Source organism: Enterobacter vonholyi (assembly GCF_008364555.1).
GTDB classification, from domain to species: domain Bacteria; phylum Pseudomonadota; class Gammaproteobacteria; order Enterobacterales; family Enterobacteriaceae; genus Enterobacter; species Enterobacter vonholyi.
In genome coordinates this window covers 222169-247352 of the sequence record NZ_VTUC01000002.1, presented here as the reverse complement: position 1 = coordinate 247352, position 25184 = coordinate 222169, and the positions used below count along the sequence as shown (strand labels likewise).

Sequence of the window (25184 nt, the reverse complement as noted above, 5' to 3'; positions counted from 1 at the left end):
CGTCCCCAAACGTCCTGTACTAAAAATGTCCTGTTTGCCGCCTCGTTTATAACACCATTAATAAAAGACTATAATGACTAAATAAGCAACAGTGACGGAATATAAAACAACCAGGGCTGGAAATAAAGCCCTGGTTGTCTGATTAAGAGAAAAGATTAGATATGAGTAACGATTTCTTTAATCAGCGGCGGTCCTTTAAAAATAAAGCCGGAATAGATCTGCACCAGCGACGCACCCGCCGCCATTTTCTCGCGCGCAGCAATCACGGAGTCAATGCCGCCGACGCCAATAATCGGCAGACGACCTTTTAATTCCGCAGACAGGGCGCGAATAATTTCGGTGCTTTTTAATTGTACCGGACGGCCACTTAACCCACCCGCTTCGTCACAGTTTTTCATTCCCTGCACGAGGGAACGATCGAGGGTGGTATTGGTTGCAATCACACCATCAATATTATGGCGAACCAAACTGTCGGCAACCTGGATCAATTCTTCGGGAGAAAGATCCGGGGCGATCTTAACCGCGACCGGAACATATTTATGGTGGATCGACTGAAGCTCATTTTGTTTATTTTTAATGGCACTCAGAAGATCGTCCAGCGCTTCGCCATATTGTAAAGAGCGCAGCCCCGGGGTATTGGGTGAAGAAATATTCACCGCAATATAACCGGCATAGGCGTAGACTTTTTCCATACAAATCAGATAGTCATCTTTACCCTGCTCTACCGGCGTGTCTTTATTTTTGCCGATATTGATGCCTAATATCCCGTCAAAATGGGCTTTTTTTACATTCTCAACCAGGTGATCAACACCGAGATTATTAAAGCCCATGCGGTTGATCAGCCCTTCGGCTTCCACCAGTCGGAACAGGCGCGGCTTGTCATTTCCCGGCTGCGGGCGCGGGGTGACGGTACCGATTTCAATGGAGCCAAAGCCCATCGCGCCCAGGGCATCAATGCACTCGCCATTTTTGTCCAGACCGGCCGCCAGACCCAGCGGATTTTTAAAGGTCAGCCCCATGCACTGCACAGGTTTTACCGGCACATGCTGGCGCACCAGCGCGGCCAGAGGCGTGCCGGTAATACGACGTAATTGCTGGAATGTAAATTCATGAGCGCGCTCAGGGTCGAGCTGGAAAAGGGCTTTACGAACGAAGGGGTAGTACATGAACTCTCCTGGATTCCCGGTGTGCAAACCGGGAGGGGATTATGGGCGATCCCATCGCGAAAGGGAATTGACCTGCGGCAAAAAACCCTCGTAAAACGCAATCGTTTACCTCCCCGTCCATTTCTTATGCACTTTTTTGCATTTTAATTGCAGATAAATCATTTAGTGGAATAAACGCGCGGTGTCACACTCCTTAAAATTGTTATGAATGTTAGATAAAAGCAAACAATTAGTTATAAGGAGGAAGTATGCGCGTCATTACCCTGGCCGGAAGTCCACGATTCCCGTCGCGCTCCAGCGCCCTGCTGGAATATGCCCGTGAAAAACTGAATGCTCTGGATGTGGAAGTGTGCCACTGGAACCTGCATAACTTCGAACCTGAAGATTTGCTCTACGCCCGTTTCGACAGCCCCGCGCTGAAAACCCTCATCGAGCAGCTTAACGGCGCTGACGGCTTAATAGTGGCAACGCCCATTTATAAAGCCTCTTTTTCCGGCGCGCTGAAAACCCTGCTCGATCTGCTTCCGGAACGCGCCCTGGACGGCAAAGTCGTGCTGCCGCTGGCAACGGGCGGTACGGTTGCCCATTTACTGGCCGTGGATTACGCCCTGAAGCCGGTACTGAACGCGCTGAAAGCGCAGGAGATCCTCCATGGGGTTTTCGCCGATGACTCACAGGTCATTGACTATCAACACAAACCACACTTTACGCCCAACCTGCAAACCCGCCTCGATAACGCCCTGGAGACGTTCTGGCATGCCCTTCACCGCAGAGATATCCAGGCCCCGGCGTTTGGTCAGCCTCAAGGAGTCGCACATGTTTAAAACGTTCACCCGTATCGGTCTGGCAGGTCTGATGGCCCTTACCTCGCTGGCCCATGCCGCAGAAACGGCTCCGGAAAGTTTACGCATCGGGTATCAGAAAGGCAGCGTCAGCATGGTGCTGGCAAAAAGCCACCAGCTCCTGGAAAAACGCTTCCCGGACACCAAATTCTCCTGGGTGGAGTTCCCGGCCGGCCCGCAGATGCTGGAGGCCCTGAACGTGGGCAGTATCGATCTCGGCAGCACGGGCGATATCCCACCTATATTCGCCCAGGCCGCAGGAGCGGACCTCGTCTACGTTGGCGTTGAGCCGCCCAAGCCTAAGGCCGAAGTCATTCTGGTGCCTGAAAACAGCGACATTAAAAGCGTCGCCGATCTTAAAGGCCATAAGGTCGCTTTCCAGAAAGGTTCCAGCTCACACAACCTTTTGCTGCGCGCTCTGCAAGAGGCCGGGCTTAAGTTCACCGACATTCAGCCCGTTTACCTGACACCTGCCGACGCGCGCGCCGCGTTCCAGCAGAAGAACGTTGATGCCTGGGCCATCTGGGACCCGTACTACTCCGCCGCATTGCTGCAGGGCGGCGTTCGCGTGCTGAAAGACGGTACCACGCTGAAGCAGACCGGCTCGTTCTATCTGGCCGCGCGCCCTTATGCGGAAAAGAACGGCGCATTTATTCAGGGCGTGCTGGATACCTTTACCCAGGCCGATGCCCTGACTCAGAGCCAGCGTCAGGAGAGCATTGCCCTGCTGGCGAAAACCATGGGCTTACCTGAGCCGGTGATCGCGAGCTATCTCAACCACCGTCCGCCGACCACCATTACCCCGGTGGACGCACACGTCGCCGCGCTTCAGCAACAAACGGCTGACCTTTTCTATCAAAACCACCTGGTGCCAAAACAGGTCACTATTCGCGAACGCATCTGGCAGCCCGCAGGCAAAGAAGGAGCTAAATCATGAGTCTGAATCTTTTCTGGTTTTTACCCACCCACGGTGATGGACACTATCTTGGTACAGAAGAGGGCTCGCGCCCGGTTGACCACGGCTACCTGCAGCAGATTGCGCAGGCGGCGGACCGAATCGGCTTCACCGGCGTGCTGATCCCGACCGGACGATCATGTGAAGATGCCTGGCTGGTCGCCGCGTCGATGATCCCGGTCACCCAGCGTCTGAAGTTCCTTGTCGCGTTACGCCCGAGCGTCGTCTCCCCTACCGTGGCGGCACGTCAGGCGGCCACGCTGGACAGGCTGTCCAACGGCCGCGCCCTGTTTAACCTGGTAACGGGCAGCGATCCACAGGAGCTGGCGGGTGACGGCGTGTTCCTCGACCATACCGAACGCTATGAAGCCTCCGCCGAGTTCACCCGCGTCTGGCGACGCCTGCTGGAAGGGGAAACCGTCACCTTTGAAGGCAAGCATATTCACGTTCGCGACGCGAAGCTCTACTTCCCTCCGGTGCAGCAGCCGCGCCCGCCGCTCTATTTTGGCGGGTCGTCGGATGTAGCCCAGGATCTGGCGGCGGAGCAGGTCGACCTCTATCTGACCTGGGGCGAACCGCCTGAGCTGGTGAAAGAAAAAATCGCTCAGGTTCGCGCGAAAGCGGCCGCCCATGGCCGCAAGGTGCGCTTCGGTATTCGCCTGCACGTGATTGTGCGCGAAACCAATGAAGAAGCCTGGCAGGCCGCTGACCGCCTGATTTCCCATCTGGACGACGAGACCATCGCAAAGGCGCAGGCCGCGTTTGCCAAAACCGACTCTGTCGGGCAGCACCGGATGGCCTCCCTGCACAACGGCAAGCGCGAGAATCTGGAGATCAGCCCGAACCTGTGGGCGGGCGTCGGTCTGGTGCGCGGCGGTGCGGGGACGGCGCTGGTCGGCGACGGCCCGACCGTGGCCGCGCGCATCAATGAATACGCCGAACTGGGTATCGACAGCTTTATTCTCTCCGGTTATCCGCACCTGGAAGAGGCGTACAAGGTCGGCGAGCTGTTGTTCCCGCATCTTGATGTCGCCATTCCGGAGGTTCCGCAGCCGCAGCAGCTCCAGCTGCAGGGCGAAGCCGTGGCAAACGAATTTATTCCACGCAAAGCCGCACAGAGCTAAGGAGGGACCATGTCTGCCACCTCACAAAAATGGCTGCTGCGCGCCGCGCCGTGGTTTTTACCCGTCGGCATTGTGGCGCTCTGGCAGCTCGCATCGTCCACCGGCTGGCTGTCGAGCCGCATTCTGCCCTCTCCGGAGGGCGTTGTAGAAGCGTTCTGGTCGCTGAGCGTCAGCGGAGAGCTGTGGCAGCATCTGGCGATCAGCTCCTGGCGCGCGGCGATCGGGTTTTCCATCGGCGGCAGCATTGGTCTGGTTCTGGGCCTGATCAGCGGTCTTTCACGCTGGGGCGAGCGGCTGCTGGACACCTCCATCCAGATGCTGCGCAACGTGCCGCATCTGGCGCTGATCCCGCTGGTCATTTTGTGGTTTGGGATTGATGAGAGCGCCAAGATTTTCCTCGTGGCGCTGGGCACGCTTTTCCCCATTTACATCAACACCTGGCACGGCATCCGCAATATCGATCGCGGTCTGGTCGAGGTGGCGCGCAGCTACGGCTTGTCCGGTTTTTCCCTGTTTATTCACGTGATCCTGCCGGGCGCCCTGCCCTCCATTATGGTCGGGGTGCGTTTCGCGCTCGGCCTGATGTGGCTAACGCTGATTGTGGCGGAAACCATCTCGGCCAACTCCGGGATTGGCTACCTGGCGATGAACGCCCGCGAATTCCTGCAAACGGACGTGGTGGTGGTTGCGATTATCCTTTACGCCCTGCTCGGCAAACTCGCCGACGTCAGCGCCCAGTGGCTGGAGCGCATCTGGCTGCGCTGGAACCCGGCCTATACCCTTCAGGAGGCGAAAGCATGAATACTGCACGACTGAATCAGGGGACACCGCTACTGCTGAACGGCGTCACCAAACGCTACGGTGAAAACACCATTCTTAACGGGCTGGATCTGCATATTCCCGCCGGACAATTTGTGGCCGTTGTCGGGCGCAGCGGCGGTGGAAAGAGTACCCTGCTACGGCTTCTGGCCGGACTGGAAGCCCCCAACGGCGGCGACATTCTGGCAGGGACAACGCCGCTTTCGAATATCCAGTACGATACCCGCATGATGTTCCAGGACGCGCGCCTGCTGCCGTGGAAAACGGTTATCGACAATGTCGGGCTCGGTCTTAAGGGCAACTGGAGGGATGAAGCCCGCCAGGCGCTGGCCGCCGTTGGGCTGGAAAATCGAGCCGATGAATGGCCTGCAGCCCTTTCGGGTGGGCAGAAGCAGCGCGTGGCGCTGGCGCGCGCGTTAATTCACCGTCCGGGCCTGCTGTTGCTTGATGAACCGCTGGGCGCGCTCGACGCCCTGACGCGAATCGAAATGCAGGATTTGATTGGATCTCTCTGGCAGGCACACGGCTTTACGGTACTGCTGGTGACGCATGACGTGAGCGAAGCCGTCGCAATGGCCGACCGGGTGCTTTTAATAGAAGATGGCAAAATAGGTCTGGATCTGACGGTAGATCTTCCGCGGCCTCGTCGCGTGGGCTCGGCAAGACTGGCGGAGCTGGAAGCGGAAGTGCTGGATCGGGTGATGAAGCGTGGAGGTACGGAGTTACAGCAAGCTAAGGCTAATGCCTGATGCCCTCACCCCGGCCCTCTCCCACAGGGAGAGGGCCGGGTTAACTTTTATTACGCTAAGGCTTTAGCAATCTTCTCGTACAGATCGCCAGACAGGTTTTCCAGCCCTTTCAGCTGCTCAAGCGCGGCACGCATTTTCGCCTGACGCTTCGCATCGTAGCGTTTCAGACGGATCAGCGGCTCAATCAGGCGCGACGCCACCTGCGGGTTACGGCTGTTCAGCTCGGTCAGCATTTCCACCATGAACTGATAACCGCTGCCGTCTTCGGCGTGGAACGCGGCCGGGTTGCTGCTTGCAAACGCGCCAATCAGCGAACGCACGCGGTTTGGGTTGCTCAGTGTAAAGGAACGATGCTTCAGCAGGCTGCGCACGTTGCTGAGCGCATCGGCCGCCGGGCTGGTCGCCTGCAGGATGAACCACTTGTCCATCACCAGGCCATCCTGATGCCACTTGTCGTCGTACTCCTGCATCAGCGCGTCGCGGCACGGCAGCTCAGCGGCAACGCTTGCACCCAGCGCTGCCAGCGCGTCGGTCATGTTATCCGCTTCATGATACTGCTTGCTCACAAGGGTGTTCGCCAGCTCGGTTTCACCAAACGCCAGGTAGCGCAGACAGGTATTACGCAGAGAACGTTTACCAATGTCCGCGTGCTCAACGCGATAAGCGTCAAGCTTGTTGGCGTTATAAATGGCGAGGAACTCGTCCGCCAGTTCAGCAGCCAGCGTACGGGTCAGCGCTTCACGCACCGCCACGATCGCGATCGGATCGATAATCTCGAACAACTCGGCGATTTCCGTTGCTGACGGCAGGGTCAGAATTTCAGCGGCGAGCGCCGGGTCAATCTTCTCATCCAGCAGGATCGCGCGGAACGCGTCAGCCACGTGCACAGGCAGCGACAGCGGCTGGCCCTGCTGGTGACGGTTTACGTTGATCTTGATGTAGGTCGCCAGCAGGCTTTGCGCCGCATCCCAGCGGGAGAAATCGTTGCGCGCGTGACGCATCAGGAACGTCAGCTGCTGATCGCTCCACTTGTACTCCAGCTTCACCGGCGCGGAGAATTCGCACAGCAGAGCAGGCACCGGCTGGAAGTAGACGTTATCAAAGATAAAGGTCTGCTCGGCCTGGGTCACGTTCAATACGTGGTGTACCGGGTGGCCGCCCTTCTGCAGTGGGATGACTTTGCCTTCGTTATCGTACAGCTCAATGCTGAACGGAATATGCAGCGGATATTTCTCTTCCTGCTCTGCCGTCGGCGGCGTGCGCTGACTGATGGTCAGCGTGTACTGCTCGGTTTCCGGATTGTAGTCGTCTTTGACGGTAACAATTGGCGTACCGGCCTGGCTGTACCAGCGGCGGAAGTGGGAAAGATCGACATTAGAAGCATCTTCCATTGCCTGCACAAAATCGTCGCAGGTGGTCGCGCTGCCGTCATGACGCTCGAAGTAGAGCTGCATCCCTTTCTGGAAGTTCTCTTCCCCCAGCAGGGTGTGGATCATACGGATAATTTCTGCGCCTTTTTCGTACACCGTCAGGGTGTAGAAGTTGTTCATCTCAATGACTTTATCCGGGCGGATCGGATGCGCCATTGGGCTGGCATCTTCTGCAAACTGCAGGCCGCGCATGGTTCGCACGTTGTTGATGCGGTTCACCGCGCGTGACCCCAGATCGGAGCTGAACTCCTGGTCACGGAAGACGGTCAGGCCTTCTTTCAGGCTCAGCTGGAACCAGTCGCGGCAGGTGACGCGGTTACCGGTCCAGTTGTGGAAATATTCGTGGCCGATGACGCGTTCGATGTCGAGATAATCTTTATCGGTGGCGGTATCGGTGCGCGCCAGCACGTATTTGGAGTTAAAGACGTTCAGCCCTTTGTTCTCCATTGCGCCCATGTTGAAGAAATCGACGGCGACGATCATATAGATGTCGAGGTCATATTCGAGGCCGAAGCGCTCTTCGTCCCACTTCATGGAGTTGATGAGCGAGGTCATCGCCCACGGCGCGCGGTCAAGGTTACCGCGGTCTACGAACAGCTCCAGCGCCACCTCGCGTCCTGAGCGCGTTTTGAAGGTGTCACGCAGCACGTCGAAGTCCCCCGCCACCAGCGCAAACAGGTAGCACGGTTTCGGGAACGGATCCTGCCACTGAACCCAGTGACGGCCATTCTCCAGCTCGCCTTCACCTACGCGGTTGCCGTTGGAGAGCAGGAAGGGATACAGGGTTTTATCGGCGATTATTTTGGTGGTGAAGCGCGCCAGGACGTCCGGACGGTCGAGATACCAGGTAATGTGGCGGAACCCTTCCGCTTCACACTGGGTACACAGCGCCACGCCAGACTGGTAAAGCCCTTCCAGCGCGGTATTGGCGGCCGGGCTGATTTCATTCACGATGCGCAGCGTAAACTGTTCCGGCAGGTTGTCGATGACCAGCTGGTTGTTTTCTTCTTTATAGTCCGACCAGGCTTCATCATTGATATGCAGGGAGACCAGCGTCAGGTCTTCGCCATCCAGACGCAGCGGAACGGCGGTTGCGCTGTGGCGCGTCACCTGACTCACCGCCGTAACAACGGTTTTAGTGGCATCCAGGTCAAAAGTCAGATCGATTTCGCTAATCAGATAATCCGGCGCACGGTAGTCGTGGCGGTATTTGGCTTGTGGCTGTTGTGTCATAGAAAACCTTATGCATCGTTTGTCGAGTAACGTTTCAATATATTCCTGTTGCGCAAATCGCGCTATGCAGAATGTTCATCTTTTCAGGGTCAACACCCTTTTTTGCTACATTTGTATAACACGGGGCACAAAATGCCCTCGACCATAAAACGCGCTTATGTTGTGATCGGGGTTCAATAAATCACTAAACAAGGTATACTCCGGAGTTGTTTATTGTACTAAACGCTCCTGTGAGAGGATGCTACTGCGCACCTATGACTCAATTCGCTTCTCCAGTTCTGCATACGTTGCTGGATACCGACGCGTATAAACTGCATATGCAGCAAGCCGTTTTCCACCACTACTATGACGTTCACGTCGCGGCGGAATTCCGCTGTCGTGGCGACGACTTGCTCGGTATCTATGCTGACGCCATTCGTGAACAGGTCGATGCTATGCAGCATCTGACGCTGCAGGACGAGGAATATCAGTGGCTTTCTGGCCTGCCTTTCTTCAAAGCCGACTATCTGAACTGGCTGCGCGATTTCCGCTATAAGCCGGAGCAGGTCACCGTGCTTAACGATAACGGCAAGCTGGATATTCGCCTTGAAGGCCCGTGGCGCGAAGTGATCATGTGGGAAGTGCCGCTTCTGGCGGTGATCAGTGAACTGGCTCACCGCTACCGTTCGCCGGAAAAAGGCGTCGAGCAGGCGGTCGCCGCGCTGGAAAACAAACTCGCTGGCTTCTCCACGCTGACCGCAGGGCTGGACATGTCCCGCTTCCGCCTGATGGACTTTGGTACGCGGCGCCGTTTTTCGCGCGACGTACAGGAGGCCATCGTTAAACGTCTGCAGCAGGAGCCGTGGTTCGTGGGTACCAGTAACTACGATCTGGCCCGTCGCCTCAACCTGACGCCGATGGGCACCCAGGCGCACGAGTGGTTCCAGGCGCATCAGCAGATCAGCCCTGACCTGGCCAACAGCCAGCGAGCGGCGCTGGCCGCATGGCTTGAGGAGTACCCGAATCAACTCGGGATCGCCCTCACCGACTGCATTACGATGGATGCCTTCCTTCGCGACTTTGGACCTGAATTTGCAGAGCGATATCAGGGGTTACGCCACGATTCAGGGGATCCGATCGAGTGGGGCGAGAAGGCGATTGCCCATTACGAGAAACTTGGCATTGACCCGATGAGCAAAGTGCTCGTCTTCTCGGATAATCTCGACCTGGCGAAAGCGGTCGAACTCTATCGTCATTTCAACACCAGAGTGAACCTGAGTTTCGGGATTGGTACCCGGTTGACCTGCGACATTCCTCAGGTAAAACCTCTGAATATCGTGATAAAGCTGGTGGAATGTAATGGCAAGCCTGTGGCGAAACTCTCCGACAGCCCGGGTAAAACCATCTGCCATGACAAAGCGTTTGTCCGCGCATTGCGCAAAGCGTTCGATCTCCCCTTGATTAAAAAAGCCAGTTAAGCGCTTACGGGAGCCTTTATGGCTCCCTTCCCTTATTTATTTCTCAATTCTTCTCTTTTGACTGCGAAATTTACTTGTCTGATAGCGGATGGCAGGTAACATAGATATCCCCCCATAAGGGTGGACAAGTGTTTATTTTTTCCGACTATTAACAGAGAGAATATTATGAGCGTTGTGCCTGTAGCCGACGTACTCCAGGGCCGTGTCGCCGTTGACCAGGAAGTCACCGTGCGCGGATGGGTGCGTACCCGCCGAGATTCTAAAGCTGGCATCTCCTTCCTCGCCGTCTATGACGGTTCCTGCTTTGATCCTGTACAGGCCGTCATTAATAATTCTCTGCCCAATTACAATGATGACGTTCTGCACCTGACAACGGGTTGTTCCGTTATTGTCACCGGCGTGGTTGTAGCATCACCGGGCCAGGGCCAGAGCTTCGAAATTCAGGCTTCTGCCATTGAAGTCACCGGCTGGGTTGAAGATCCGGACACCTATCCGATGGCGGCTAAACGTCACAGCATCGAATATCTGCGTGAAGTGGCCCACCTGCGTCCGCGTACCAATCTGATTGGTGCGGTGGCGCGCGTGCGTCATACGCTGGCGCAGGCGCTGCATCGTTTCTTCGATGAACAGGGTTACTTCTGGGTGTCGACCCCGCTGATTACCGCGTCCGATACGGAAGGTGCCGGTGAGATGTTCCGTGTCTCAACGCTGGATCTCGAAAACCTGCCGCGCACGCCGGAAGGTAAAGTGGACTATGACAAAGACTTCTTTGGTAAAGAGGCCTTCCTGACCGTTTCCGGTCAGCTCAACGGCGAAACGTACGCCTGTGCGCTGTCTAAGATCTACACCTTCGGCCCTACCTTCCGTGCAGAAAATTCCAACACCAGCCGTCACCTGGCGGAATTCTGGATGCTGGAGCCGGAAGTGGCGTTCGCCGACCTGGACGATGTTGCGGGCCTGGCGGAAGCGATGCTCAAGTACGTCTTCAAAGCGGTGCTGGAAGAGCGTCCTGACGACATGAAATTCTTTGCAGAACGCGTAGACAGCGATGCAGTAGCGCGTCTGGAGCGTTTTGTGTCTGCCGACTTTGCGCAGGTGGACTACACCGACGCGGTGGCGATCCTCGAGAAATGCGGTGAGAAGTTCGAGAACCCGGTTTACTGGGGCGTTGACCTGGCGTCTGAGCACGAGCGCTATCTGGCCGAGAAGCATTTCAAAGCGCCGGTTGTCGTTAAAAACTACCCGAAAGACATTAAGGCCTTCTATATGCGCCTTAACGAAGACGGTAAAACCGTTGCAGCGATGGACGTTCTGGCACCGGGCATTGGTGAAATCATCGGTGGCTCTCAGCGTGAAGAGCGTCTTGATGTGCTGGACGCGCGTATGGAAGAGATGGGGCTCAACCCAGCTGACTACAGCTGGTACCGCGATCTGCGCCGTTACGGTACCGTACCGCACGCCGGTTTTGGTCTGGGCTTCGAGCGTCTGATTGCCTACGTTACCGGTGTTCAGAACGTACGCGACGTGATTCCGTTCCCACGTACTCCACGTAACGCCAGCTTCTAATCGCTAAAAGACTAAAATGGCCAGCATCTGCTGGCCATTATTTTATTCTGTATTGTCAGTTTTCGTCAGCTTAAAGTCAGCGTCTTTAAACCTTCGCCCCGTCACAACCACTACCTGTTACGTTTTGTTTCCGCGAAACATCCAGCCACAAAAAATAAACCCTAGTCTTATTGCGATTATTTCACCATCGGGCAATAGCACAAATTTCAACCATTTTTACAGCCATCCAGAAGGCTTTCAGTAGTCATAAGAAAAACCGGGTCGTTTAGCGTCTGTTTATATGAATTGCCTTTATCCAAATTAATCATAAGGAATTCATATATATAGGATATGCTCTGTTGTTTAATTCGCCAGGGCACTCTGAAGTTTGAGGTGGTTCACAAAGTTCCCAAAAATACATATTTAGTTACACATATTTTCTTTCTGTTACTCAATCTTGAGAATTGTAGCACTTTCAGGCTAGCGAAACGCTTCGGCGAATGGAAAGATGCCTGTCAGATACATAAAGACACCTAACTCTCATCAATAGTTCCGGAAATATTTATTGACAGAATTTATTGACGGCAGTGGCGAGTGTCATAAAAAAACCAATGAGGGTAATAAATAATGATGAAGCGCAATATTCTGGCAGTGGTAATCCCTGCCCTGCTGGTAGCCGGTGCAGCTAACGCTGCAGAAATCTATAACAAAAACGGCAACAAGCTGGACTTCTACGGTAAAGTTGTGGGTGAACACGGCTTCACCACTTCTGGCGTACACAAAAACGCTGACTCCTCTTATGGCCAGATCGGCTTCAAAGGCGAAACTCAGATCAATGATCAACTGACCGGTTACGGCCAGTGGGAATACCGTGCTCGCGCCGGTGCAGCTGAAGGTGACCAGACTAACGTAACCCGTCTGGCTTTCGCTGGCCTGAAAATCGCTGACGCGGGTTCTCTGGACTACGGTCGTAACTACGGTATCGTGTATGACGTAGAATCCTACACCGATATGGCTCCATCCTTCTCTGGCGAAACCTGGGGTGGCGGTTATGTTGATAACTACATGACCAGCCGTTCTACTGGCCTGCTGACCTACCGTAACAACAACTTCTTCGGTCTGGTTGATGGTCTGAACTTTGGCGTTCAATACCAGGGTAAAAACGATCGTAAAAACCTGAATGAAGCAAACGGCGACGGCGTTGGTCTGTCACTGGGTTACGAGTTCGGTGAAGGCTTCGGTCTGATCGGTGCCTACAGCACCGCTAACCGTACGCTTGAGCAGAAAAAAGATGGTAAAGGCGATAAAGCTGAATCCTGGGCTGTTGGCGCGAAATACGACGCAAACAACATCTACCTCGCGACCGTTTATGCAGAGACTCGCAACATGAGCCGCCTGGGTAACAGCGGCGAAAACTATGTTCCGAATGATGATGGTAATGTTTATAACATTGCTAACAAGACTCAGAACTTCGAAGTTATCGCTCAGTACCAGTTCGACTTCGGCCTGCGTCCTTCCGTTTCTTACGTTCAGTCCAAAGGTAAAGACCTGAACGGCATCGGCGACCGTGACCTGGCGAAATACATCACCACTGGTGCGACTTACTACTTCAACAAGAACTTCAACGTGTACGGTGACTACCGCTTCAACCTGCTGGACGACAAAGATGCGTCCACCAGCTGGGTTGGCTCTGACAACCAGGCTACCGTTGGCGTAACCTACCAGTTCTAATCAGAACACCACTTTGTTATATGCTTAATGAACAGGGCTTCGGCCCTGTTTTTTTATGCCTGACAGAAAATAATGGCGACTTTTGAAAAGCCGCACGCTTTTCGTCGCAAACGGTTGGCATTTTGTAAATCTACCGTTAACCTGATAGCGGATTTCACTTCTGTAATCACAATGGAACTTCGTCATGTTTGAGAACATTACCGCCGCTCCTGCCGACCCGATTCTGGGCCTGGCCGATCTGTTTCGTGCCGACGACCGCCCTGGCAAAATCAACCTGGGTATTGGTGTATATAAAGATGAAACCGGCAAAACTCCGGTACTGACCAGCGTTAAGAAAGCTGAGCAGTATCTGCTGGAAAACGAAACCACCAAAAACTACCTCGGTATTGATGGTATCCCTGAATTTGGTCGCTGCACCCAGGAGCTGCTGTTCGGTAAAGGCAGTGCAATTGTGAGTGACAAACGTGCCCGCACAGCACAGACCCCAGGCGGTACCGGTGCGCTGCGCGTGGCGGCGGATTTCCTTGCGAAAAACACCTCTGTTAAGCGCGTATGGGTAAGCAACCCAAGCTGGCCGAACCACAAGAGCGTGTTTAACTCTGCGGGTCTGGAAGTGCGTGAATACGCCTACTACGACGCGGCAAACCACTCTCTCGACTTTGACGGCCTGCTGGCGAGCCTGAGCGAGGCGCAGGCAGGTGACGTGGTGCTGTTCCACGGCTGCTGCCACAACCCAACCGGTATCGACCCGACGCTTGAGCAGTGGCAACACCTGGCGAAGCTGTCCGTAGAGAAAGGCTGGCTGCCGCTGTTTGATTTTGCCTACCAGGGCTTCGCCCGTGGTCTGGAAGAAGATGCCGAAGGCCTGCGCGCGTTCGCAGCCGTGCACCAGGAGCTGATTGTCGCAAGCTCATATTCAAAGAACTTCGGTCTGTACAATGAGCGCGTGGGTGCCTGTACGCTGGTTGCCGCTAACGAAGAGACCGTCGATCGTGCGTTCAGCCAGATGAAATCGGTTATCCGCGCTAACTACTCTAACCCACCGGCACACGGTGCGTCTGTTGTTGCGACTATCCTGAGCAACGATGCGCTGCGCGCTATCTGGGAACAAGAGCTGAACGATATGCGTCAGCGTATTCAGCGCATGCGCCTGCTGTTTGTGAACACCCTGGCTGAGAAAGGCGCGGATCGCGACTTCAGCTTTATCATCAAACAGAATGGTATGTTCTCGTTCAGCGGTCTGACCAAAGAGCAGGTTCTGCGTCTGCGTGAAGAGTTTGGCGTGTACGCCGTGGCCTCTGGCCGCGTGAACGTTGCAGGCATGACGCCTGACAACATGGCGCCACTGTGCGAAGCGATTGTCGCCGTACTGTAATTTGCGCCCATAAAAAAGCCTGCGTTATGCAGGCTTTTTTTATTCGGGTTACCAGACAGGCATTTCATCCTGAAGGAACGGGTTATGGAGCCGTTCATAGCCCAGCGTCGACATCGGACCGTGTCCAGGGATAAACGTTACATCATCACCCAGCGGCAATAACTTCTGTTTAATCGACTGAATCAGTTGACCGTGGTCGCCGCGCGGAAAATCGCTGCGTCCTACGCCACCTTTGAAAATCACATCGCCGGAAATCAGCAGACGGGACTGGTCATCAAAGAAGACGATATGGCCTGGCGTATGCCCAGGACAATGCAACACCTGTAAAGTCACATTCCCTATGCTAACGCGCTCTCCTTCGTTCAGCCAGCGATCGGGCGTCAAAGGCTGACACTCATCCAGGCCAAACATGCGGCTTTGGGCGGGTAACCCCTGCAGCCAGAACTCATCTTCTTTTTCCGGACCAACTATCGGCACGCCGTAGTGTTCAGCCAGTTCAGCCGCTGCACCCACATGGTCGAGGTGACCATGCGTCAGTAAAATCTGCATGAGCGTCACGCCGCTGTCGGCGACTTCCTGCTTGATCTTCTCAGCGTCACCGCCGGGATCGACAAGCGCGGCCAGTTTAGTCTGTTCGCACCAGATGAGAGAACAATTCTGGGAGAACGCGGTAACCGGAATAATACGATAGTTCATACTGCTCCTGTGTTTCGTTATTACCAGTGCCGAACCGGACCGGTATCAATATGCACAAAGTTGCTGCTGGGGTAATATCCTACACCACCTGCGCGCATAGATAACGCAGCTTTGCGAATATTGGCTAACGAAACGCCTTCAATATGGAAATCCATTGCCTGTCCCTTCGTGTGATAGCTTTTTTTCGCTACCCCGCGACTGTGGGCGCGCAGTTCATTATTGGTATCAATCGAACGATAGCCAGAAATGAGCTGAACCGGCTTGCTGGTGCCCAGCAGGCCCTGAAGGCGGAAAAGCTGATCAAACAGTCCTGGATCGATGGCTTTTATTTTATTCGCGCGGAAATCACGGAAAAAATGGTTAAGTCTTGCTAATTCATCCTGAATATAGCCTCTGCCATCGAAAAACTCCGCTTTTAGCGACTCACCGGTATGCAGGTTGTTGAGCGTTAAAACTCGCGGACGAGGTGTCGAGAGGGTGGCAAATGCTGGCGTCGGCAAGATGGCCGCTGCGCCAAGCGCAACACCACCTAACGCCAGCAGTTTGCGGCGATTAGCGTCAAATTTGTCCATGATAATCAGGTCTACAGGTAAAAGAAATCGTAATATGCTTAGCGCACGAAGGGCACCTTAACTGGCAAAACCGGGTACGTCAAGGCGCCCAACCCCAGTGAATACGCGGCTTGCAGCGATATTGCCCCTTATTCACCCTAACTTACGACAATCATTTTTCCCGAACTGCTTCATTTACCTGATTAATTGTTCCGCTTTTGGCAAAATTTGTGCGCCGGATCGCGCGGTGAGATCATAATTGTAAATATCTGTACGGTACTGAGTACGCCCGTCTTCGCCAACAAACGCCGTCAGATAGTAAAGATTGACCGGAATGTTGTGTCGAATATTAACGTAACGCGTATCCCCCTGCTTCAGGGCATCGGAAATGCGCGTATCGTTCCAGCCCGCATCCTGCAATAGCATATTGGCCAGCTCCGAGGCTTTGTTCACGCGTACGCAGCCAGAACTCAGCGCGCGAGTATCTTTCTGGAACAGATTGTGGTTCGGCGTATCGTGCAGATAGATAGCGTCTGAACTCGGCATATTGAATTTGTAGCGCCCTAAAGAGTTATGCGCCCCGGGTGCCTGCTGGAAACGGAACGGCAGATTAGAAGCCGTAATTGTCGACCAGTCGACCATATAAGGATCGATGGCCTCTTTACTGTTCCATCCGCGCATCACCGTATAGCCATGACGTTCCAGATACCCCGGATCGTTCCAGACCTTCGGCAGAATGTCTTTTCTCGCCAGCGTCGGCGGCACGTTCCACGGTGGGTTAACCACCACGTTATTCAGCGCGCTGCTCATCATCGGTGTTTTACGATCCGGACGCCCGACAATCACGCGCGACGCCAGTTTTTCGCTACCGTCCTGATAATAGACCAGGGAATAAGCCGGAATGTTAACCATAATTCCGGTAGAGAGTGTTCCAGGCAGCAGGCGCAAACGCTGGATATTGAGCGCCAGCACACCTGCCCGCTGCGCAGGCGATACGTTCAGCCAGTCTCGCGTCGTCTGGCCAATGACGCCATCGGCCCCCAGCCCCTGTGCGGTCTGGAATTGCTTCACTGCCGCAACCAGCTCGCGATCGTATGCTGCGGGTTTATTGCTGACGGCAATCGTTTTTTTCTCTTTCACGGGAGCTGACGGGCTGACCGCCGCATTTTGCGGATCGTCGCCTGGCAACGCAATATGTGGCCCGCCATCAAGAAGACCGGAACGAGTCAGGATCTCGCGCAGGGCAGGCACATCGCTGCTCCACTGCCCCGGACGCAGCGTCGCGGTGCCGCGCATCTGAGGCCATGGGCGCGAGTCACCCACCAGCGCGAGGAGCGACTGGTGCAGAGTGGCATATTGTGGGTGCGCCGGTGCGAGGCTGGCGATAAAGCGCGGCAGTTCGCCGTTATCCAGCGCTAACTGCCATTGGTTAATCACCGACAGCGCCGGCGTCGCCAGCTTGTACGGCTTATCGCTGTAAAGCCAACGGTTGCCGTTGACCGAAATACCCGCCACGAACTGCAGGTAGCCCATCATGGCATCGGAAAGCACCACGTCTCGCGCCTGCCCGGTGACGGCAGGATCGGTTAACAGCTCAACCCATTTTGTAAACTGCGGCTGAAACCCTGCAATCGCAACCTCCGCCAGCTGCTGCTGGAAGGCGCGAACGGCATCGCGGTTTTCCCACATCGGTTTCATATCGCGGGCAGCATAAAGGAGCGTGAGCGGATTGAGATAGACAGGCGCGTACCCGGACGGCAGCCCCGACTGCAGCTGCTGGCTGAGCGATTCTGCGTCGATGCCTTCCGGCAGCGGCTTAATACCGGCCATGATAGCCGTTGCCGGAGACTGGTCCAGAGGCTGGGACAACGACGTTGGCTGCGCGCCTGTCGTTGCCGAGCTGTCAGTCGGCACAATTTCAGGCTCGTCGGCCTGGGCGGTTAACAGCGGAGCAAACATCACTGCCAGGCATAAACTCAGCGCCGACAGCTGACGACCACATTCTTTCTTAAGCAACATCCCTTGCCCCCTGTTTTCACGACATGCCCATCACGTTGGGGCTTTCTTTCATTATAGGTAGACGGCTAAGCTGTTGCCTTACCTTATGTAAAGAAGTTTAAAGATAACGCAGCCCTAAGCACAAGTTAAGTTTAAAAAAAAGCGGCGCCAGGGCGCCGCTTCGGGTCAGAAGACGCTTCAGGAAGCGTCCGCCGTGGTTTCAGGCAATGATTCTGGCGGCTGCGGTGCAAAGCCACGCAGCCCAACAACGTGAACGTGTTCGCTGTTCTGGAACACTTTACGCACCAGCTTGTAGGTTGTCCCTTTTTCGGGACTGATGTTCTCAGGTGCCGCAATGATGAGCTGCATATCGAGACGTTCGCAAAGCTCAAAAAGCGTGGCAATGGAGCGCGCATCAAGACGCGCAGCCTCATCAAGGAACAGCAGTCGGCAAGGGGAGATGTCTTTGCCGCGCAGGCGGCGCGCTTCGTCTTCCCAGCTCTGTACCACCATCACCAGAATTGACATACCGGTACCGATCGCTTCACCGGTAGAGAGCGCTCCGGATTCCGCACGCAGCCAGCCGTCTGAGCCACGGTTTACCTCAACTTCCATTTCCAGATAGTTTCGGTAGTCCAGCAGCTCTTCACCGATGGTTTGCGGCGTACGCTGTCCCATATCAATCTGCGGGTTCAGGCGCTGATAGAGCTTCGCCAGCGCTTCGGAGAAGGTCAGACGGTTACTGTTAAACAGATCCTGATGCTGCTCATGCTGCTCAGAAAGCACTTCCAGCAGGGTGGCATGCGCTTCACGCACGTTAACGTTGAGGCGCACGCTGTTCACCTGACCAAACGACACGCTCTGCAGCCCCTGGTTGAGCTGGCGGATACGGTTCTGCTCGCGCTGAATGGTTTTACGAATAATGTTCGCCACGCTGCGGGAGCTGATTGCCAGCTTCTGCTCGCGGGAGGTCAGCTCTTCCGTCAGACGGCCCAGCTCGATTTCCATCTGTTCGATGGCTTCGACCGGATCGTCAGTACGGATGATGTCCTGGCGAATACGCTCGCGCAGGTGCTGGTAAACCGCCACGAAGAACTGGATTTTACGTTCAGGACGTTTCGGATCCTCAGACATACGCAGGACATCGCGCAGGTGTTCGTTATCCGCCACCGCCAGACGCAGGGCACCCAACGCCTTATCCGACATGGAACGCAGCTCATCGGCGGAGAGATATGCCAGCTCGCGACGGTGCAGACGACGCTCGACGTTATTGTCTTTCACCATGCGCATCACCGCGCACCAGCCCGCCTTGGCGGTCACGACCTGCTCACGCATTTCATGATAATCGCGTTCCAGCTTGCGAAGGCGACGGGTCAGGTTATCCATTTCCGCTTCGCAGAAGGTCAGCGCTTTTTCCAGCTGATTACGACGCGCACGGTTATTGCTGAGCTGCGAATGCAGTTCGTCACGACGGATACGCGCGCGCTCTTCTGCCCCGCTATCGGCACGAACGCCGATGTCCTGAAGCTCTTTCTGCAGATCGTTTAACAGCTCTTTCTTGGTGTCGAAGGAGCTTTTCAGCGAGGCCAGCACCTGATTGTACTGGTTCAGCTGAGCGGAGTGGCTGCGCATTGCTTCGCGGGCGCGAGTACGTTCCGCTTCAGCCTGCTCAAGACGCTGACGCAGCTTTTCGTTCAGGTCACTGTTACCGCTCAGCATTTCCGCCGAATCGGAGTAGCCGAAGTGGGCGCGACGCTGCACCACCTCCGTCAGGGCAAACGCCTGCTGACGCGCCTCGCGCTGCACCTGCTGCGACCAGGCATAATCTTCTTTTAACTGCTCAAACTGTTCCGGGTCGCTCTGCAGAACAGAAACAACAGGCTCCAGCTTCGCCAGCTGATTGCCGTGCTGCTGCACGAAGCGCGCAGCTTCCTGCGCTTCATCCAGACGCTCCTGGATCTCGTCCACGCGATCGGCCAGGGTGTCATCCGCCAGCAGATTCAGGCGCGGCAGAATGCGGTTAAGGGCAGCAACCCCCTCTTTGGCCTGTTCAAACTGAACGCGACTCTGCTGGTTATCATTTTCATGGCTGGCAATCGCACGTTCAAGCTCGCCACGGCGGGTATTGAGCTTGCGGATTTCGGCTTCCGGATCCGCGTCAAACGCTACGGCGAGATGGCTGCCGATAAAGCGGCTGAAAGACTGGTGCAGACGCTGGGTTTTCTGCACGTCAAACGACAGCGTCGCAAAACGTTCAGACAGCGTTTCACGCTCGGCGTGCAGGCTTTCGATGCGGCTTTCGCGCGCGGCGCGGCCAAACAGCGGCAGTTCCGGGAAGCGGGAATAGCGCCACTGACGGTCGGCGATTTTCACCACCACCGCTTTTTCCAGCTCGTCGACGCTGAATACGCTGTCATCGAACGACTGCGGATCCCCTTCGATCAAGTAGAGATCTTCCGGACAATCTTCCAGGCCGGCAAGCTGCTCAGAAATCAGCGACAGATCCGGGACCACTATCGCGTTGCGGGATGGACCGTACAGCGCGGAGAAGTACGGGGCATCATCAAGACCTACATCGTCATAAATCTCGGACAGCAGCACGCCGCCAAAACGCTCGGCGAGTGCATTCAGGCGCGGATCTTCTGACCCGCCCGGCTGGCTTAAGCGTTCAATTTCTTCGTCGACGTCACGCTTGCGCGCGCCCACTTCATCACGCTCAACAATGGCTTCGCGCTCGCGCTCCAGCAGCTGCTGCAGGTATTCTGTCACTTCCTGACTGGATTCGAACTGCTCGCCGCACTGTTCGCTGAGCTGGTTCAGGCTGCTTTGAGCCGCCAGCCAGACCGGCGCCCGCTCCAGAAGCGTCTTCGAACGGGACTGAAGCTGCTCCAGCTCCTGACGCAGAGTCATACGCTGTTCGCTGGCGCTGGAGACCGTGTCTGAAAGCGCAGCGATACGCGCTTCCAGCTCCTGATGCAGGGCCTCAAGCTCGTCGAAATCGTAATTTTTTCCCTGACGCTTGCAGAATTCCGCCAGCAGACGCTCGGCTTCCTGCTGCTCGCGCAGGCGCTGCTCCAGCTCGTTCAGACGCATACGCAGCGGCTGAACCTGCTCGGCCAGATGGCGCTGGTTCACGCCGTCGCGCAGCAGCTCACGGGCAACGTCCCAGGCTTCGCTACGCGCCAGCGGGCCGTTAATCGCAACGACTAACTGATAAGCCTGCTCAAACTGGCTGTGCGCCGTTTGCGCGACGCTCATTTTTTGTTCGAGGGACAGCAGTTTCTCGGTGGCTTCCTGCTCTTTGGCCTGGAAGGTATCCAGCCACTCGTCGGCGCTTTCCGGCGTCAGGTCAGGCAGATGGCACAGCTCTTTCGCGCGCTGCAATGCCTGCAATGCCTGGGTGTACTGAATCGCACGCGTCTGCTGCACGTCCAGCGCCTGCTGGTAATCGGCAAGCTGGCTTTTCAGCTCATCCACTTCCAGCTCGGCGGCTTCGGCGCGGGCTTCGTTCTCTTCCTGCATGTCGGCGGCTTCGGCCACCACTTCATTTTGCTCTTCGAGACGGATCTGCAGCTCGTCGAGGTCCGCTTCATAGCGCTCGATTTTTTCCTGCTGACGGAGCGCAGTTTGCACCAGGTTCAGGTGATCGCTGGCGGCCTGGTAGTCGGCTTCCAGGTCGCCCTCGGCACCGTTGTGCTCACCGAGTTCGCGCGCCATTTCGACGTGCTTGTACTGCTCGGCCACCAGCTGTTTACGGGAGGTAAACAGCTCGCGACGGTATTCTAATGCCTGATCGAGATGCACGCGGCGCTCGTTGGCGTGGCGCATGTAGTCCGCCGCCACATAGTTGGTGGCTTCGCTGATCAGGTGTTTAAACAGGTCACGATCGGACTGGGTAACGCGAATCGCTTCCAGCGTCATCCGGTTTTCACGCAGCGCCGCTTCCATATCCTGGAAGGCCTTACGCACCCCGCTGTTTTCCGGCAGCAGGTAGTCGCGCAGGGAGCGGGTAATGGCGCTGGAGATACCGCCGTACAGAGACGCTTCGATCAGGCGGTAGTATTTGCTACGGTCTGATGCGGTGCGCAGACGACGCGCCACCACGCCCAGATCGAACATGAGCGAGTGGTAGTCGGTAATCGAGTTGAACTGCTTGAACTGGACGCCTTCAATGGCTTCCAGTTTATCCTTCAGCTCCTGCAGCGTCAGCACGCGCGCCTGGCGTTCATTCAGGGTTTCCGTCAGCAGCGCCGTCGGCTGCACGGAGGTCGGCAAGCCCTGAATCGCAAACGGCTTGATATCCACTTTACGGTCACGGCCAGCGACCTGCTGCAGGCGCACGCCCACGACTACACGCTGATGGCGGGAGTTAATGACGTCCAGAACCGAATAACAGACGCCGGCCTTCAGCTTACCGTGCAGACCTTTATCACGGGAGCCGCTTGTTGCTCCCGCTTCGGTGGTGTTACGGAAGTGAAGCAGCGTCAGGTCAGGGATCAGCGCCGTGACAAAGGCCGCCATGGTGGTGGATTTACCCGCCCCGTTACCGCCGGAGAGCGTCGTGACCAGCTCATCCAGATCGAACGTTCGGGCAAAGAAGCCGTTCCAGTTAATCAGCGTCAGTGAGCGAAATTTACCGCGTTCAATCATTACTCTTCCTCCCCGCTATCCGGCAGATTCTCTTCATGCTCATCATTGAGCTGCAAATGGTTTTCCACCGGCATCGCTTCACCGTCGCGGATCATGCGAAGCTGCGCTTCACGCGCGTCATCGCCCGCACGCACGTCGGCGCCGAAGCGGAAGACAGATTCCGTAATGCGGAATTTGCTGCTGTCGTGGCCCATAAACCAGACCATCCCCAGACGACGCAGACGGTTCAGGGAAGAGCGAACCTTTTCCTGTAATTTCTGACGGTCAAGATCCGAACCCGTGGAACGGTTGTTCACCAGCTTGAGCAGCTTGCTTTCATCTGCCAGCGTCAACAGCTCGTCGTAAAGTTCCTGTTGGGTGAAGATCCCTTCATTCGCCAGACGTTCCGGGCTGAGGTAGAGGTAGCAAAGAATTTTGCCGACCATCATGTCCAGCTCGGAGAGCACGGAACGCGGAATCAGCGTCGTGGAGCGCGGGCGCAGGTAGAAAAACCCTTCCGGCGCGCGGATAAGCTCCACGTTGTAGCGTGCGTAAAACTCTTCCAGGTACTCCTGAAAGTCCATCAAAAAGGCGTGATTATCCAGCTCGTCTAAGCCAATGTGACGACCGGCACGCAGCTGGCTGTCCAGCGCCGGAAATAACGGATTCGCCAGCGCCTGTGCCAGCTTAACCGGCATCACTTGTTCAATATTTGTCAATGACATGCGCCTGTACCTTGGCTCCGTAATCGTTAATTGGCTGCCACTTCGGCGGCAGTCCGGTGAAATCTGCTTGCGCGATACCCAGGCGTACCGCCTGGTCTACCACAATGCGGGCGACGTCGAAGTGGCGCGCACGAGGATATTGCGCCAGATAGTCGCGCACCACGAGTCCAAGATCCAGCGGAGCTTGTCTGGTTTTGTAGACCGCGAGCTGTTCTTCGATCATCGCCGCAAGCTGCTCGCGAATTTCGTTAAATTCTTCGTATTCCAGATCCGGCGGCAGTTCACCGGTCACCTCTTCATCGCGCAGCGCCATCTCTTCGTCACGCATATCCAACAGACGATCGGCATTGGCGTAGGTCAACGCCCACGGCGCATCGAAATAGGTCTGTACCGACTGACGCAGACGCTGAGCAAAGACGCGGTTTTTATCCATATCGATCGCGGTACGGATAAATTTATGCACGTGTCGGTCATAGCCGATCCACAGGTCGATCGACTGCTGGCCCCAGCTGATAATACGGTCGAGTTTGCTCTGCAGGTCGAACACCAGACGGTCAATAAAGTGCAGATCGTCGTGCGCCAGGGTCGCATCCTGGATGCGCAGAAGGTTCGCCTGAAGCTTATCCCCTGCGGCTTCCAGCGTATCCTGGAGCTCACGCAGCGTGCCGGAGGTTTCTGACAGCAGAAGTTCACAGCTGGAGATGGCCGCTCGCCAGTCTTTATTCAGCAGCTGTGCGATATCGTCTTTCACCTGCTGCTGCTGCTCGTCCATCAGGCGCTGGGTGAGATCGATACTGTCGAAAATCTCGGCCACCGAATATTTCAGCGGCGCGTAGACGTTACGGTGCCAGTGGAATTCGTCACCGTTTTCATCCGCCGCGTCGGCGGCGCGCTTAAGCTCACCCGCCACGATCGAGAGCTGCATGGAAAGACGCAGCGTGGAAAATTCACGCTGGCGGATATAATAATCGGTGATGCCGATGCCCAGTGGCGTCAGACGATAGATGGCGTTTCCTTCCGCCTGCTCGCTGGTAAAGCGGTTCAGCAGACGTTGACGCACCATATCGTTGATTGCGTTGTTGGCACGCACGCTAATGGTTTCGCTGGTTTGCTCAAACGCATCACTGACATGGCGGAACGCATCCACCAGTTCACCCTCGCTCATTTCACCATCCAGCCGTTCGCCGTTCAGCGTGGCAACCGCCAGCAGGAAAGAGAGTCTGTCTACCGGCAGCGAGATGGAGAAATCGTTTTTCCTGGCCCAGGCAACCAGTTCGGGGACTGTCTGGGAAAATTCACTCATAGGTTATCCTTGCATCTGCGGCTTGTGCGCGGTGACGTGAATATAGCGGCCAAGGCTGATAAAAGGCTCCTGACGGCAATACCGCGTTTCTAATTCTGTTAAGGTGTCAAAACAGTCACGCTGTTTGTGTTTTTCACGCAGATAATCATGAAACACCCTGACGCCCGTCTTCCCGACTATCTGCCAGCCAATCGCTTCAAGCCAGCCATAAACCTGCTGTGGATCGCGCGGATAGTCCGGGGAAAGCGTGCGCTTTTTCTTTTTGGGCATCCCGACCTGAACATAGTCGAAGTTTCCTGCAACCATGTTGTGCATCAGAAAGCCGTTAGCATTGTAGAACATCAGCGACAGCGTGCCGCCCGGGCGCAACATCGACCACAGGGTTTGTAACACGCTTTGCGGATCGGCAACCCACTCCAGCACCGCATGAAACAATATCAGATCAACCTGGGTTTCCAAATGCTGTGCGATATCCTGAGCGGCGCATTGTATAAAATGCATGTTGTGGCTCACACCTTTCTCTTCTGCCGCACGCGTCGCCCGGGCGACCATTTCAGCAGAAAGATCGCAAAGCGTGACGTGATGACCGCGTTCAGCCATTTTTATGGCCGTCTGCCCTTCACCGCCACCGGCGTCCAGCACGCGCAACGTTTGACCACCGAACGTAGCCAGAATGGTGTCCAGATCCTGCCAGAGGATCGTCTGACGGAGCTGCCCTTTCGTGGTGCCATAAATGTTGCGCGAAAACTTTTCCGCGATGTCATCAAAATTGCGATCCCGCATTGGGAGAGTTCCACCCGCTAACTGCAAAACTGCTATTTTGTCACACCCGCGCGGAGAATGAACCTCTCTGGTG

At 55.7% G+C, this 25184-nt stretch carries 17 protein-coding genes and 1 pseudogene; 9 read left to right on the top strand and 9 right to left on the bottom strand.

What is annotated here, in order from left to right; genetic code table 11:
- Positions 1-155 precede the first annotated feature (155 nt).
- On the bottom strand, positions 156-1166 hold the full coding sequence (gene pyrD, locus F0319_RS03365) for a quinone-dependent dihydroorotate dehydrogenase (protein ID WP_149366281.1): 1011 nt from the start codon (positions 1164-1166) through the stop codon (positions 156-158).
- A gap of 248 nt (positions 1167-1414) precedes the next feature.
- On the opposite strand from pyrD, the gene ssuE reads away from it, so the two are divergent.
- From ssuE to ssuB, 5 genes are read left to right on the top strand one after another with little or no spacing between them, the layout of a single operon-like run.
- Positions 1415-1990, top strand: coding sequence for an NADPH-dependent FMN reductase (ssuE, locus tag F0319_RS03355; protein ID WP_008499940.1), 576 nt, complete (start codon positions 1415-1417; stop codon positions 1988-1990).
- Complete coding sequence (locus F0319_RS03350) at positions 1983-2945, top strand: sulfonate ABC transporter substrate-binding protein (protein WP_149366280.1); 963 nt, start codon at positions 1983-1985, stop codon at positions 2943-2945. The genes ssuE and F0319_RS03350 overlap by 8 nt, the downstream gene beginning before the upstream one ends.
- The gene (gene ssuD / locus F0319_RS03345; RefSeq protein ID WP_008499942.1) at positions 2942-4087 is read left to right on the top strand and encodes an FMNH2-dependent alkanesulfonate monooxygenase; all 1146 of its coding nucleotides are present in this window, start codon (positions 2942-2944) and stop codon (positions 4085-4087) included. Before F0319_RS03350 ends, ssuD begins: the two co-directional genes overlap by 4 nt.
- Positions 4088-4096: 9 nt before the next feature.
- Positions 4097-4888: an aliphatic sulfonate ABC transporter permease SsuC gene (ssuC, locus tag F0319_RS03340; RefSeq protein WP_149366279.1), complete on the top strand. Its 792-nt coding sequence runs from the start codon at positions 4097-4099 to the stop codon at positions 4886-4888.
- A complete protein-coding gene (gene ssuB / locus F0319_RS03335) occupies positions 4885-5655 on the top strand; it encodes an aliphatic sulfonates ABC transporter ATP-binding protein (RefSeq protein WP_149366278.1) in 771 nt (256 codons plus the stop codon). Before ssuC ends, ssuB begins: the two co-directional genes overlap by 4 nt.
- Before the next feature lie 50 nt (positions 5656-5705).
- On the opposite strand, the gene pepN is transcribed toward ssuB, so the two are convergent.
- The gene (gene pepN / locus F0319_RS03330; RefSeq protein ID WP_149366277.1) at positions 5706-8318 is read right to left on the bottom strand and encodes an aminopeptidase N; all 2613 of its coding nucleotides are present in this window, start codon (positions 8316-8318) and stop codon (positions 5706-5708) included.
- Between the two features lie 254 nt (positions 8319-8572).
- Here pepN and pncB point away from each other — a divergent pair, with 254 nt between their 5' ends.
- The 4 genes from pncB (at position 8573) to aspC (ending at position 14426) form a co-directional block, all read left to right on the top strand.
- Positions 8573-9775 carry a nicotinate phosphoribosyltransferase gene (pncB, locus tag F0319_RS03325; RefSeq protein WP_149366276.1) on the top strand — a complete coding sequence of 401 codons (1203 nt, stop codon included), beginning with the start codon at positions 8573-8575 and terminating at the stop codon, positions 9773-9775.
- 165 nt (positions 9776-9940) lie between these two features.
- Positions 9941-11341: an asparagine--tRNA ligase gene (gene asnS / locus F0319_RS03320; protein ID WP_111964555.1), complete on the top strand. Its 1401-nt coding sequence runs from the start codon at positions 9941-9943 to the stop codon at positions 11339-11341.
- A 606-nt stretch (positions 11342-11947) separates the two neighbouring features.
- On the top strand, positions 11948-13051 hold the full coding sequence (locus tag F0319_RS03315; protein WP_047651295.1) for a porin: 1104 nt from the start codon (positions 11948-11950) through the stop codon (positions 13049-13051).
- A 184-nt stretch (positions 13052-13235) separates the two neighbouring features.
- Positions 13236-14426, top strand: coding sequence for an aspartate transaminase (gene aspC / locus F0319_RS03310; RefSeq protein WP_033145106.1), 1191 nt, complete (start codon positions 13236-13238; stop codon positions 14424-14426).
- Between the two features lie 48 nt (positions 14427-14474).
- Here the strand turns inward: aspC and F0319_RS03305 are convergent, their stop codons facing one another.
- From F0319_RS03305 to cmoM, 7 genes and pseudogenes are all read right to left on the bottom strand, one after another.
- Positions 14475-15122: an MBL fold metallo-hydrolase gene (locus tag F0319_RS03305; protein ID WP_008499950.1), complete on the bottom strand. Its 648-nt coding sequence runs from the start codon at positions 15120-15122 to the stop codon at positions 14475-14477.
- A gap of 20 nt (positions 15123-15142) precedes the next feature.
- A complete protein-coding gene (gene mepK, locus F0319_RS03300) occupies positions 15143-15694 on the bottom strand; it encodes a peptidoglycan L,D-endopeptidase MepK (protein ID WP_032639289.1) in 552 nt (183 codons plus the stop codon).
- Between the two features lie 174 nt (positions 15695-15868).
- Positions 15869-17692, bottom strand: a complete 1824-nt coding sequence (ldtD, locus tag F0319_RS03295; RefSeq protein WP_149366275.1) for a L,D-transpeptidase — start codon at positions 17690-17692, stop codon at positions 15869-15871.
- A 177-nt stretch (positions 17693-17869) separates the two neighbouring features.
- Complete coding sequence (mukB, locus tag F0319_RS03290; protein ID WP_149366274.1) at positions 17870-22321, bottom strand: chromosome partition protein MukB; 4452 nt, start codon at positions 22319-22321, stop codon at positions 17870-17872.
- Positions 22321-23025: a chromosome partition protein MukE gene (mukE, locus tag F0319_RS03285; RefSeq protein ID WP_008499954.1), complete on the bottom strand. Its 705-nt coding sequence runs from the start codon at positions 23023-23025 to the stop codon at positions 22321-22323. Before mukE ends, mukB begins: the two co-directional genes overlap by 1 nt.
- The gene (gene mukF / locus F0319_RS03280; RefSeq protein ID WP_041910621.1) at positions 23006-24328 is read right to left on the bottom strand and encodes a chromosome partition protein MukF; all 1323 of its coding nucleotides are present in this window, start codon (positions 24326-24328) and stop codon (positions 23006-23008) included. The genes mukE and mukF overlap by 20 nt, the downstream gene beginning before the upstream one ends.
- Positions 24321-25111: pseudogene (gene cmoM / locus F0319_RS03275) on the bottom strand (tRNA uridine 5-oxyacetic acid(34) methyltransferase CmoM). The gene mukF and the pseudogene cmoM overlap by 8 nt, the downstream one beginning before the upstream one ends.
- Positions 25112-25184: the final 73 nt, after the last annotated feature.